Raw genomic sequence first — 12,037 nt, forward strand, 5'->3', positions numbered from 1 at the left:
TCAGACCAAAGATTAGAGACGTAATGCGCCTTCAAGCTTAAAAAGGAAATACAAAACATGGACCAACAACGTTTAACTCACCTTAAACAACTCGAAGCGGAGAGTATCCATATTATCCGCGAAGTTGCGGCTGAGTTTGATAACCCAGTCATGATGTATTCGATTGGTAAAGACTCATCAGTGATGCTGCACCTAGCGCGTAAAGCGTTTTACCCGGGCAAAATTCCATTCCCACTTTTGCATGTCGATACCGACTGGAAATTCCGCGAGATGATTGAGTTTCGCGATCGCACCGCTGCCAAATACGGCTTTGAGCTTTTGGTACATAAGAACCCAGAAGGTCTAGCCATGGGCTGCAGTCCGTTTGTTCATGGCTCGTCAAAGCATACGGACATCATGAAAACGCAAGGTCTTAAGCAGGCGCTAAACAAATATGGCTTCGATGCTGCTTTTGGTGGCGCTCGTCGTGATGAAGAAAAATCACGCGCAAAAGAACGAGTGTATTCGTTCCGTGACAAGAACCATACCTGGGACCCTAAAAACCAACGTCCTGAGCTATGGAAGACGTACAACGGCCAGGTTAATAAGGGTGAGAGCATTCGTGTATTCCCACTGTCTAACTGGACTGAACTTGATATCTGGCAATACATCTATTTAGAAAACATCGAGATCGTGCCGCTTTACCTCGCGGACAAACGCCCAGTTGTTGAACGCGATGGCATGCTGATCATGGTTGATGATGATCGTATGGAGCTTCAACCGGGTGAAGTGATTGAAGAGAAGAGTGTGCGCTTCCGTACTCTTGGTTGTTATCCATTGACTGGGGCTATCGAGTCTGAAGCAAACACTTTGACCGGCATTATCGAAGAGATGCTGGTGGCAACGTCGAGTGAGCGCCAAGGCCGAGCGATCGACCACGATCAGTCAGGATCGATGGAGCTTAAGAAACGTCAAGGTTACTTCTAAAGGATCTAAGGAAAGATAATGAACAGTGCAGTTGAAGCTCAATTAGCCGAGCTTGGTATCGAAGGCTATTTAACACAACACCAGTACAAGTCGTTACTTAGATTCTTGACTTGTGGCTCGGTGGATGACGGTAAAAGTACACTAATCGGTCGCTTACTCCATGACTCAAAACAAATTTATGAAGATCAGCTAGCGGCAGTGCACTCAGACAGCCAACGTGTGGGCACCACGGGTGAAAAGCCTGACCTTGCGTTGTTGGTCGATGGCTTACAAGCTGAGCGCGAGCAGGGGATCACAATTGATGTAGCTTACCGCTATTTCTCGACGCAGAAACGTAAGTTCATTATCGCTGATACTCCTGGGCACGAGCAGTACACGCGCAATATGGCGACAGGCGCATCGACGTGTGACTTAGCGGTGATCTTAGTCGACGCACGTAAAGGCATTCTTGATCAAACTCGTCGTCACTCTTTTATTTCCAACCTACTGGGTTTGAAACACTTTGTTGTGGCGATCAACAAGATGGATTTAGTGGATTACTCGCAAGAGCGCTTTGAAGAAATCCGCGATGAGTATCTTAAGTTTTCTGAGAACCTGACCGGGGATATTGATATTCAAATCATCCCGATTTCGGCGCTTGAAGGTGACAATGTGGTGGATAAAGGGCAAAACCTAAGCTGGTTTAAAGGCCCGTCATTGCTTGAACTTCTTGAAACGGTCGATGTGGATCAAGAAAAAGGTGCGGGTGAGTTCCGCTTCCCTGTGCAATACGTTAACCGTCCTAACCTCGATTTCCGTGGTTTTGCGGGGACGATTTCTTCAGGTTCGATCAAAGTCGGTGATGCCATCAAAGCATTGCCATCGGGGAAAACGTCAACCGTGGCACGCATTGTTACGTTTGATGGTGATATTGAGGAAGCTCGTGCTGGGTTGGCGGTCACTCTGACGCTAAGCGATGAGATCGATATTAGCCGTGGCGATTTGATTGTCCTAGACAATGCTCAAGTGGAAACCACAAACCACTTGCTTGCCGATGTGGTATGGATGACAGAGCAACCTCTGCAACCGGGCCGTGACTACGACATCAAAATCGCGGGTAAGAAAACTGTGGGCCATGTTGAAGCGATTCGTCACCAATATGATATCAACAACCTATCAAATCATAGTGCGGCAGAGCTGCCATTGAATGGTATTGGCTTGTGTGAATGGTCTCTCAATGAATCAGTTGCGCTGGACAATTACCAAGATTGTGCTGATACCGGCGGCTTCATCATTATCGATCGTCTGACGAACGTGACGGTCGGTGCAGGCATGGTCAAAGAAAGCCTCGCGGTTGTTGAGCGCGATTTGACGGGCATCTCTGCGTTTGAAGTTGAGCTGAATGCACTTGTGCGTAAACACTTCCCTCACTGGGAAGCGAAAGACGTCAGCCAATTGCTGAAAAAGTAATTGGCGCGCCCGAGCACGATAAGCTCTGATTCTATCTGTTGTTGTGCTTGGGGCGTCGCTGCCTAACTGAGTTGCGAAATGCAGTTAGGTTATTCTCCTAATACCAGAATGCTTCGTTGAAGCCCAAGAAAACCGAGCATTCTGATGTTCTTTTCGCTTACGCTGATTTTGGTCTGTTTACTCGTTTTTCTGGTGTCTCACGGATAAATGAGCCGTTGTTGTGCCCTTTGGGCGATTTGGTAAGGAAAGGCTATGTGGGAACAAGGGTTTGTATTAGCGATTTTGCTTGGCATTATCACTTGTTTGCTTGTCACAAAAATTAAGCCTAGTTATGTCTTTGCGGGTGCCGCTTTTATTGCATTTATGGCGGGAATGATGGATTCAGCCACGATCGCATCCAACTTTACCAACTCTTCGTTATTGACTCTGGTTCTGTTGATTCTTGCATCGTGTGCTTTAGAAAAAACGTTACTGATCAGTTGGGTGAGCCGAAGTATTTCTGAAGGCCAGTTAGGCAGTGTGATCGCTAAGCTCGGTGTATCAACGGCCTTGCTCTCTTCATTCACGAATAATACCGCCGTGGTTGTCTCATTGATTGGGGCGATTAAGCGTAATCAGCAGCATGCGCCTTCGAAATTACTCATCCCGCTGTCTTACGCGGCCATTTTTGGTGGCACATTAACTTTGATAGGTACGTCGACTAACTTAATCATCAACAGCTTTGTTGAAGATGCCGGTTTGCCGAGCCTGAGCTTTTTTACACCCACGATGATTGGCTTGGCGGTGCTGGTGGGAGGAATGCTGATTCTTATCCCGCTCAGTTACTTACTGCCGAACTACGATGATCAAAGCCAAGAAGATTTACCGTACTTTCTTGAGTCTCGCGTAGAGCCTGGTTCACCGTTAGTTGGGCGCACGGTCAGCGAGAATAATTTACGTGCGCTGCGCAAACTGTTTCTTGCGGAGGTTGTACGAGATGGCGTGACGGTTTCCTCTGTAGGACCGGATTTCGTACTCAATGCGAAAGACCGTTTGTTGTTTTGTGGTGATGTTGAGAGCGTCGCGACCCTGCAAGAAATTCCGGGCCTCAAGCTGTTTGGTCAGCAGCACTTGAATGGGCAAAATTTTATTGAAGTTGTGGTGAGCTCATCCGCGACGTTTTGCTATAAAACACTTAAAGAGAGCCGATTCCGTGACCGCTTTGATGCCGTTGTTGTCGCTATTCGTCGTGGTCATGAGCGCCTAGAGGGCGGTTTGGGTAGCATTACCTTAGCGCCAGGTGACACGTTAGTTCTGGTTCCGGGGAAGCGTTTTGAATCGGAGCGCCGAGCTCATCGTAAAGAGTTTGTTTTAGTGCATGATTTGGACTCTAGCGCTCGGCTTGATACAAATAAATCCTCCATCGTGCTACTGGGCTTTGCTGCCGTAATTGGGTGTGCGCTATTAGAGCTAGTACCGATTATTAAAGGCCTTGCCGCGTATCTTATCGCACTTATCGCGTTTGGCATTGTACAGATTTCAGAACTGCGCCGCCGTTTCCCAATTGATATCGTTGTGATTGTCGGCTCTGCTTTGTCCATCGCTCAATTGATGATCTCTTCCGGCTTGTCAGAGAGAATGGGAGCGATGTTTATTGAAGCGTTCAATGGCTGGGGCGTGTTTGGAGCCTTGGTCGCAACTTACATCATGACATTAGTTCTTACTGAACTGGTGACGAACAATGCCGCGGCTGCGCTTTCTTTTCCTATTGGCTATAGCATGGCGGTCGGTTATGGCGTTGATCCGATGCCATTCATTATGGCGGTCTTGTTTGGCGCCAGTGCGAGCTTTATTTCTCCCTACGGTTATCAAACCAACTTGCTGGTGTACAGCGTAGGAAATTATAAATTGACCGACTATGTGAGAATTGGTGTACCGATTTCGATTGTGTACTCTGTATTAGTACTTACTTTGATTCCGGTCTTCTTCCCGTTTTAATTCCGATATTTACAAGGATACGTTATGACTGCCGAAACGACGGTAAAAGATGAAAACATTGTTTGGCACCAGCATTCGGTCGATAAACAGTTTCGTGCTGAATTAAAGAAGCAAAAACCTGCCGTATTGTGGTTTACTGGCTTATCTGGAGCGGGTAAATCAACCATAGCGGGGGCGTTGGAAAATCGCCTTGCAGCATTGGGTTACCACACCTATTTATTGGATGGTGACAATGTGCGACATGGCTTGTGTAGCGATTTGGGCTTTTCTGAACAGGATCGCCGCGAGAACATTCGTCGTATTGGTGAACTGGCTAAACTGATGGCGGATGCAGGCTTAATTGTGTTGTCGGCGTTCATTTCACCGCATCGCGCAGAGCGACAGCTAGTGCGCGACTTATTGCCAGAAGGTGAGTTTATCGAAGTGTTCGTCAATGCATCTCTAGAAGTCTGCGAAGGTCGCGATCCTAAAGGTTTGTACCGCAAAGCACGTGCGGGAGAAATTCCTAACTTCACTGGTATTGATTCTGAATATCAAGCACCGAAGAATCCGGAAGTCGATTTACCAGCGGGCGAAAAAAGCGTCGATGAGCTGGTGGACTTGTGCTTGGAAGCGCTTAAGTCGCGTGCAGTGATCCGATAAATAAGCATTTGGATCATTGGTGACCTCAAGCTCTTTGAGCGGCTTAAGAAGCATTTAGATCATGGGTGGTCAAATGCTTCTCGAACTGCCTACACGGTATGATGAACCGTACTTTTAGCGTCACTATGGACACTAAATCTATGATTTAAAAGCGCAAGCATTTGGTCGTAGTAGTCGGCATGTGGTTTGTTACCGAGCAAGGTACAGAGCTCATTGCCTGTTGGCGTGAAGCGGTAATATAAAAGGCGGACGCCTTTGCTGTTCACGTTCAGCGACAAGTTTTTACCTTGGTAGGTGAGGATCAATGGCGTCTCGATACCAATTTCGCCAGATTCAAGCTCGGTACTATGCAGTAACCCTAGTTCAATCAACAGCAACAAACTTGAATAGGGCAGCTGAAAACTTCCCATGTTTAAGCTGTTGGCGATGTCTCGTTTGCCGAAGCTAAATATTCCTCCTTGCGCTTTATAACCAATTAACAGCTTGCGACTGTGATCCCCTCCAAAACTGCACGCCAGAGAGGCGGCTCTTTGCAGAGTTTGTGCTTCTTTTGGTGACATATCTTTGAGGACTTTGAGCGCTTTCATAGACGTCGAGCCTGGGTTTGTCACTTCACGCTTCATCACTTGAGCCCATAACTTTTGCATCGCGCTGTTATGGATGTCTTGAGCCATTTCAAAAAAACGATACAACCAGTCTTGGTCGGGCTCTCCGGCAGTTTCATCTCGGCATGAACAGTGTGCTAGCTTTAAAATCTGCTCTAGGTTTTTTTGTCGCTGTTCTTGGCGTCTCTGTTCACGCAGTTGGGCTCTTTCAAGCGCGGATTTGGCTGGTGGTTCGGTTTGCAGTAAGGCATCAAGACCGTGTATTTGGGCAATGGTTTTTACCTTGCTGGCACTGTCTTTGATGTAGCCCTGCTTCTTTTCTTGTTGCGTATTTTTTTGTGCGTTTGACTGATGTTCGATGACAACAGGTTGCTTTGTCGGTTCTGCCATTAATTTTCCTACCAAGAACTGCGCTGTTCGCTTGTTTAAATTTACACCTTATCTAACCAGGCGACCAGATAGGAGTTCTCAGTTTTTGAACGAATAGGGCTATCCAAAATGATAATGAGTTGTTAAAATTGTTATCGTTATTTTGGAGGGACAATGAAGTTCTCAGAAGCAGGTAAACTCAAAAAGCACCTGTCGATAGCGTTTCTTTTGGTTATTTATGTTGGCGTATTAGCGTATTTGTCTCGTTATATCGTGTAACACAGAACTAAAAAAGGCGCCGATGTGACGCCTTAGGTGTACCGATGCATGTCAACGACTTAAACTACATATCGTCGTAGGCTTCTATTTTCGATCCCTCAATAACGTAAGCCGTTTCAGCCAGCTCGTGGCTTATCGTCTCGGTTTTCAACTCTCCAACCACATATATGACATCCCACAGTTCTTGAACGGGTGCGCCTTTGGGAAACTTCACGTAAATGATTTGGTTTGGTGGCGGTGGTGGTACGTGGATACAAGCTCCAAAGTATGGCACCAACAAAAATTCGGTGACGGTATTCGCGTCACCTTCAAGTGGGATGACAAAGCCTGGGATTTTAACTTGGCTTCCATTTAGCTCTGGTCGAACGTTACCAATTTTAGACTGTTGCGCTGCGCCGCCACTGTGATCAGAAGCTGGCATGCCCACACTGTCGAACAGTTTGCGTTCTTTCTCAGGTACTAGATCAATCCAGTCGAGCGTTAATGGCTCCTCGCTTGCGAGTACTGGTGCTATAAATGAGACGATCAGCAAGCAACTTGCGAGTATTTTTCTCCACATTTTATTAAATCCTTATTGTCATTCCGTCACTTAGTGACTGTCGGTAGGCGCGAAAAGCCGGGATGAAACCAATTACAATTCCAGCGCATTGTACGAAACCTAATAACATCCATTCATAGGGCGATAAGAGGCTTAAAGTCAGATGTATTCCATAATGCTGTTGAATGATGGGTTGCACGATGGCGAGAATGGCATACAGCCCTGCCACTCCGGTCACGATTCCGGCAGCAGTAAGTAGACTGGCTTCGCTGATCAACAATGAGAAAACATGACGAGGTCTTGCTCCCATAGCGCGCAAAATCGCCATTTCACGGCGGCGCTCCTGCAAGCTGGTTAATAAGCTGCTTAGCATGCCGAGTAATCCTGCAATCACCACAAAGCCAGACACTGCCATTAAGGCTTGCTCGGCAACAGACATCATTCCCCACAGTTCATGCAACGCAACCCCGGGCATAATCGCGCTAAGCGGTTCTTTGGGATAAGTGTTGATTTGCCTTTGTAGGGCGAAAGTCTGAATACGAGATTTCAAACCGACCAGCATCGCGGTAATTTGCTTGGGCTGAAAGTCTCTGTTTTTGAGGTCTTGTGCCTTGGGTGTTGGGCCTAAACGTGCACCGCTTTCCCATCCGACGTGGATGGCTTCGATGGCTTCTAGCGAGACATGAACGGTTTTGTCGACTGGCGTGCCTGTGGGCGCAAGAATCCCGACAACTTTGAATGGCAGGTTGTCATGTCGGCTAAAGCCTACATCACTAATGCCGTGGGCAATGATGATTTCACTACCGACGTGATACCCCAGCTGTTTTGCGACATCAGAACCGAGCACGGTTTCAAATAAACCATTGAATTCTTGGCCTTCTGAAAAGGTTAGTGATTGCTTACTTCCGAATTTATAGTGTTCAAAATAGCTGTGGTTGGTTCCCATGACTCGGAATCCTTTGTGCGAGTCGCCAAGTGAGATTGGAATCGCCCAATCTACTGCTCGATGATTGGCAAACTCTTGGTAGCTCTTCCAGTCAATGTTGTTGGTGGCATTGCCAATGCGAAACACAGAGTAGAGCAGCAAGTTCACTTGTCCAGAACGGCCACCAATGATGAGGTCGGTGCCTGAAATTGTATTGGCGAAGCTATCTTTTGCCTGAGTACGAATGCGTTCTACTCCTAAAAGGAGTATGACAGAAATCGCGACTGTCATGATGGTTAATATTGCCGTCGCCTTACGATTGATTAAGCTCTTCCACGCGAGCTTTGCAACAGCGCTCATGATGCGGCTCCTAGGTTAGATGCTTGGTTAATATCTGGTAGGTTAAGTGTGCGGTCAAATAAGGGCTCAAGCGTTGGATCGTGACTGACGAAGATCAGCGTAGCGTTGGCTTGATTCGTTTGCTCCATCAGGAGTTCAATAAACGCTTTACGGTTATCATGGTCTAAAGCGGAGGTTGGCTCGTCAGCAATCACTAACCCCGGATACCCAATGAGTGCTCGTGCAGCCGCAACACGTTGTTGTTGGCCAATGCTCAGTTCCGATACCGGACGAGCATGAAGCTCGCTGGGTAGGTGGAGTCTTTCAAGCAGAGCTTGAGCTTGCTCTTCTAACGTTTGAGATGACATTCTTGAATGCGCGCGGCCACGTCGTGTTTGACTGAATTGGCAAGGCAGTAGTACGTTGTCAAGTACGTTTAAATAAGGCAATAAATTGAACTGCTGAAAGATATAGCCAATGTGATCGGCGCGAAATTTGTCTCTTTGACTTGCACTTAAACTAACAAGGTCAGTGTTCAGTACGGATAGAGAGCCTGATGTTAATGTGTTGATGCCAGTTAGTAGGGCAAGCAGCGTAGATTTACCGCAGCCACTGGGACCTTTGATAAATACGTGCTCACCTTGGGCAATATGTAACTGTGGAATATGAATGGTTGCGTGTGTTGAACCGGGCCAGACAAACTGGGCATTATTTAGCTCAACAACGTTTGACATGATTTCAGTCATACTAAATCACCAAAGCATTGGCGTGTAAGTGTGTACTTACACGCCACTCGTGTTATTTGATTACGATTTGGGAGTCATCTTTGCTCAGTTTGATGGCTGATTGCATGGTGTCAGTGAATATATTGACGTTGATTGACTCAGTCGTTGGAAATTGATTAAACCAGTCGGTTTGAATGTGACTGAGTTGGTTAACTTGGGCACAGCTGAAGCGATATTGCACCGAAAACTCACCATGTCCACCATTTTCATGCTCCTCATGGTGAGCATCGTGACCGTCATGGTGCTCATGTTCATCATGATGTTCATTGTGGTGATCATGGTGTTCGTGCCCTTCATGATCGTGATTTGCATGGTCATCATGGTCGTGCTCGCTATGATCATGGTCTTCATGAGGGGTGCTGAGGTTATGGTTTACGTAAGCTTCTTCAATATCACAATTGGCTTGCGCGTTAATAGCAAACAGTGTGTTGCTGTCTTCTAGGGTGGCAATGGCTTGTTTAAGTGCTTGCTCTTGCAGTTCATTTTCTGGAGCATGCTCGAAACCGACCACATCGGCTCCGGGAGCAGTAATCTCCACTAACAGATCCTTTCCATCTTGGGCGATATTAAATTCGACGTGACCATGCACATGAGCACCGTGCTGGCGGTATTCGTCCGCATTTGCTGCTGTCGATAAAGAGAGACCAATGACAAGCGCTAAAACATGTTTCGATGACATTTTGTGTTTCCTAATTTTGCTGGCACTAACCCGAGCAATACCGGATCAGATTTGTATTTACTAAGGTGCGATTCGCTGACACGTTAGGTGCAGGAATACGCACAAATTATGTTGAGTGTGGAATAGTTTGGAAATTAAGCAAAATAAGGCGGGGCACGAGCTGCACCACGAATGTCTTCACTATTAACAAGGCGCTGAAAGACATCATGGTATTGGATGCGCGTAAATGTTGGCGTCGATAGGGTCGGTTGAGCTTTGGCTATGCCGTGCTGAACCCCAGAAAATAGCTGGCAATGATGGTGTGTGTGGTGTTCGGGAGTCAGATCAACTTGATGAAGGATTACCGCAAAGTTCCAAGCGATCAGCAACGCGACACTGAAAAACAAAACAGTGCGATGCCAATGCTTCCGTATCTTTTGCTGGTGGTGGTACATCTGAGCTCCTCTTACCGACTGTTATAATATAACACCCATAATGAGTAAAAGTTCACTCTTTTGTTGGCTAGTGGGAAAATTTACGTCAACGCATGCGATGTCGCCGAATCTGAGACAGTCTCTTTGGTGGAATCACTGAGCGTTAAACTAGGGGCAACAGAAATCTCAAGCTTTAAGTTTGGTCGCATGGCTCCTTATACTGCGTACTACGGATATTAAGGAGCCAAGCAACGAGACTAGATGTTCTGTTTAATTAGCTCGATCACCTTTGCAATTTCATCTTGCTCAAGTGCGCCTTCTTTTACAAACAGCACTTTGCCTGTTTTGTCTTGAACAATAATGGCAGAGCTTTCTTCTTTAAGATCCCAAGTGTTGGCGACTACGCCATTTTCATCCAGAACCATAGATGACCAAGGAAACTCTTTTTTGCTGTCTTGGGCTGAAGATTTCACGAACGAACCTGTCCCCCAGATTGCATCATCTTGGTTAATGATCGTAGTTGTTTGGTAGCTTTCTTGCGGGAATTGCGCGGCGGTTATTGCTGACATCAAAGGAGCGTTCATTTCTTTTGAACTGCTACGACCTGCGATTGCTTGAATAACACGAACCTTACCCTGCATATGCTGGGTTGCCCATGGTTGGTATGCCACGCCCTCACCTTGCAAAACAATCTCGCCATAAGCCGCGACCTTGGCAGAAGGAACGGTCTCACCGACAGATAGGTTGTGTGCAAACGCAAAGCTTGGCGTTATAGCCAATAGTAGAGGTAGGAGAGTCTTAGTTTTCATATTGTTATATTCCGTACGAGTTGGAAGTTTTCCAGTATATATCCAGATCTAGGAAATTTGTAGAACTGTTGATAACATTTATTTAACGTATGGGGTGGTGTAATATTGCGTTATATTTAGAATTTGCTAAAATGAACCTCGTCGCAGATTGCGCATTAAGATTGCAGAGGATAAATAAGCAATCCGTGTTTTCTCAAAGGAATTGAGGTGAGTTATGCTACGTGAGTTTGCTGTATACCGACCATTACAAGTGGCACGTTTCGTTAAAACGTTGTTCAAAGGTCAATTCTTTATTGCTGGGGTTGGATGTTTTCAGTTCGACAATGGCAAAGTTTTGCTCCCTGACGTCAACGATCAGAAAAGACTCACCATCTTTAAAGAAGTCAACCAAGTGATTGCTTCGTTGTCTGTTTAAGAGCCCGTTGGCTTGAATTTAGTTTTCGATTTCAAAAAAGAGCGACCTATTCGGTCGCTCTTTTTGGTTTCAGTTAGTCGTAGGAACTAACGTTGTAAGCTGGGTGGAAAGCAAACACCTGTGCCACCGATACCGCAGTAACCGTCAGGGTTTTTAGCCAGGTATTGCTGGTGGTAAGTTTCGGCAAAATAATACGGGCCCGCTGGCTGTATCTCAGTGGTGATATTCGCGCGTAGTTCCTCTTGCAGTGCTTGTTGATACAAGAGCTTCGATTTTTCTGCGCTCTCTTGCTGCTTCGCGGAATAAGTGTAAATAGCCGAACGGTATTGTGTGCCCAAATCGTTACCTTGACGCATCCCCTGGGTTGGGTCATGTTTCTCCCAAAAAACGGCCAGTAGTTTTTCTAAGGAAATCACGCGTTCATCGAAGACGACTCGTACTACCTCTGTATGGCCTGTTTTACCCGTACACACCTCTTCATAAGTAGGATTGGGTGTATATCCACCGGCGTAGCCAACCGAAGTGGAGATAACCCCATCCAGTTGCCAAAATACGCGCTCAGCGCCCCAAAAGCAGCCCATTCCCAGCAGAATTTGTTGTTGATGCGGCTCCAATGGTGCCTTTAAGTTAGATTTATTTACAAAATGATGATCTTCAACCTGCATCGGTTGATCTCTACCTGGCAAGGCATCTTCTATACTGATCAATGTTTGTTTGTTGAGCATGGTATTTGTCCTTCAATACGTGTCTTAAATTTGCGAACTTTTTCATTTCGTCTGTATCTGATGCTGTGATGACATAGACCGCGTTAAACCTATTAATATTACAGACTTAGACTTTAATTGGC

At 46.3% G+C, this 12,037-nt stretch carries 13 protein-coding genes; 5 read left to right on the forward strand and 8 right to left on the reverse strand.

What is annotated here, in order from left to right; all coding sequences use genetic code 11:
• The first annotated feature begins 57 nt into the window (after positions 1-57).
• The 4 genes from cysD (at position 58) to cysC (ending at position 5,034) form a co-directional block, all read left to right on the forward strand.
• A complete protein-coding gene (cysD, locus tag FKN08_RS13430) occupies positions 58-966 on the forward strand; it encodes a sulfate adenylyltransferase subunit CysD (protein ID WP_005379592.1) in 909 nt (302 codons plus the stop codon).
• An 18-nt stretch (positions 967-984) separates the two neighbouring features.
• Positions 985-2,415, forward strand: coding sequence for a sulfate adenylyltransferase subunit CysN (cysN, locus tag FKN08_RS13435; protein ID WP_047009026.1), 1,431 nt, complete (start codon positions 985-987; stop codon positions 2,413-2,415).
• A 252-nt stretch (positions 2,416-2,667) separates the two neighbouring features.
• Positions 2,668-4,392 (forward strand): SLC13 family permease, encoded by a 1,725-nt coding sequence (locus tag FKN08_RS13440; protein ID WP_005392351.1) that lies wholly within the window; start codon positions 2,668-2,670, stop codon positions 4,390-4,392.
• A gap of 24 nt (positions 4,393-4,416) precedes the next feature.
• Positions 4,417-5,034, forward strand: coding sequence for an adenylyl-sulfate kinase (gene cysC, locus FKN08_RS13445; RefSeq protein ID WP_065644941.1), 618 nt, complete (start codon positions 4,417-4,419; stop codon positions 5,032-5,034).
• 89 nt (positions 5,035-5,123) lie between these two features.
• On the opposite strand, the gene FKN08_RS13450 is transcribed toward cysC, so the two are convergent.
• From FKN08_RS13450 to FKN08_RS13480, 7 genes are all read right to left on the reverse strand, one after another.
• Entirely contained in the window at positions 5,124-6,029 is a 906-nt protein-coding gene (locus tag FKN08_RS13450; protein ID WP_170892311.1) for a TIGR03899 family protein, read from the reverse strand.
• A gap of 322 nt (positions 6,030-6,351) precedes the next feature.
• Positions 6,352-6,846, reverse strand: coding sequence for a DUF3299 domain-containing protein (locus FKN08_RS13455; protein WP_012841166.1), 495 nt, complete (start codon positions 6,844-6,846; stop codon positions 6,352-6,354).
• A gap of 4 nt (positions 6,847-6,850) precedes the next feature.
• Entirely contained in the window at positions 6,851-8,110 is a 1,260-nt protein-coding gene (locus FKN08_RS13460; RefSeq protein ID WP_053809471.1) for an ABC transporter permease, read from the reverse strand.
• Positions 8,107-8,835, reverse strand: coding sequence for an ABC transporter ATP-binding protein (locus FKN08_RS13465; RefSeq protein WP_170892312.1), 729 nt, complete (start codon positions 8,833-8,835; stop codon positions 8,107-8,109). The genes FKN08_RS13460 and FKN08_RS13465 overlap by 4 nt, the downstream gene beginning before the upstream one ends.
• A 52-nt stretch (positions 8,836-8,887) precedes the next feature.
• Positions 8,888-9,553: a DUF2796 domain-containing protein gene (locus FKN08_RS13470; RefSeq protein ID WP_170892313.1), complete on the reverse strand. Its 666-nt coding sequence runs from the start codon at positions 9,551-9,553 to the stop codon at positions 8,888-8,890.
• Between the two features lie 134 nt (positions 9,554-9,687).
• Positions 9,688-9,987 carry a DUF2607 family protein gene (locus FKN08_RS13475; protein ID WP_005392338.1) on the reverse strand — a complete coding sequence of 100 codons (300 nt, stop codon included), beginning with the start codon at positions 9,985-9,987 and terminating at the stop codon, positions 9,688-9,690.
• Positions 9,988-10,223: 236 nt separating this feature from the next.
• A complete protein-coding gene (locus FKN08_RS13480; RefSeq protein WP_005392336.1) occupies positions 10,224-10,775 on the reverse strand; it encodes a YtfJ family protein in 552 nt (183 codons plus the stop codon).
• A 214-nt stretch (positions 10,776-10,989) separates the two neighbouring features.
• Here FKN08_RS13480 and FKN08_RS13485 point away from each other — a divergent pair, with 214 nt between their 5' ends.
• Positions 10,990-11,190 (forward strand): DUF1107 domain-containing protein, encoded by a 201-nt coding sequence (locus FKN08_RS13485; RefSeq protein WP_012841164.1) that lies wholly within the window; start codon positions 10,990-10,992, stop codon positions 11,188-11,190.
• Between the two features lie 86 nt (positions 11,191-11,276).
• Here the strand turns inward: FKN08_RS13485 and msrA are convergent, their stop codons facing one another.
• Entirely contained in the window at positions 11,277-11,915 is a 639-nt protein-coding gene (msrA, locus tag FKN08_RS13490; protein WP_104971215.1) for a peptide-methionine (S)-S-oxide reductase MsrA, read from the reverse strand.
• Positions 11,916-12,037: the final 122 nt, after the last annotated feature.

The sequence above is a fragment of the Vibrio sp. 1-2 (7-a) genome (assembly GCF_013048515.1).
Classification (GTDB): Bacteria; Pseudomonadota; Gammaproteobacteria; order Enterobacterales; family Vibrionaceae; genus Vibrio; species Vibrio diabolicus.

Bases quoted from the DNA above. Each gene is read 5' to 3' on its own strand.
- msrA (WP_104971215.1), bottom strand. From the start codon at position 11,915: ATGCTCAACAAACAAACATTGATCAGTATAGAAGATGCCTTGCCAGGT.
- cysN (WP_047009026.1), top strand. From the start codon at position 985: ATGAACAGTGCAGTTGAAGCTCAATTAGCCGAGCTTGGTATCGAAGGC.
- FKN08_RS13485 (WP_012841164.1), top strand. From the start codon at position 10,990: ATGCTACGTGAGTTTGCTGTATACCGACCATTACAAGTGGCACGTTTC.
- FKN08_RS13455 (WP_012841166.1), bottom strand. From the start codon at position 6,846: ATGTGGAGAAAAATACTCGCAAGTTGCTTGCTGATCGTCTCATTTATA.
- FKN08_RS13470 (WP_170892313.1), bottom strand. From the start codon at position 9,553: ATGTCATCGAAACATGTTTTAGCGCTTGTCATTGGTCTCTCTTTATCG.
- FKN08_RS13475 (WP_005392338.1), bottom strand. From the start codon at position 9,987: ATGTACCACCACCAGCAAAAGATACGGAAGCATTGGCATCGCACTGTT.
- cysC (WP_065644941.1), top strand. From the start codon at position 4,417: ATGACTGCCGAAACGACGGTAAAAGATGAAAACATTGTTTGGCACCAG.
- cysD (WP_005379592.1), top strand. From the start codon at position 58: ATGGACCAACAACGTTTAACTCACCTTAAACAACTCGAAGCGGAGAGT.
- FKN08_RS13465 (WP_170892312.1), bottom strand. From the start codon at position 8,835: ATGACTGAAATCATGTCAAACGTTGTTGAGCTAAATAATGCCCAGTTT.
- FKN08_RS13450 (WP_170892311.1), bottom strand. From the start codon at position 6,029: ATGGCAGAACCGACAAAGCAACCTGTTGTCATCGAACATCAGTCAAAC.
- FKN08_RS13480 (WP_005392336.1), bottom strand. From the start codon at position 10,775: ATGAAAACTAAGACTCTCCTACCTCTACTATTGGCTATAACGCCAAGC.
- FKN08_RS13440 (WP_005392351.1), top strand. From the start codon at position 2,668: ATGTGGGAACAAGGGTTTGTATTAGCGATTTTGCTTGGCATTATCACT.
- FKN08_RS13460 (WP_053809471.1), bottom strand. From the start codon at position 8,110: ATGAGCGCTGTTGCAAAGCTCGCGTGGAAGAGCTTAATCAATCGTAAG.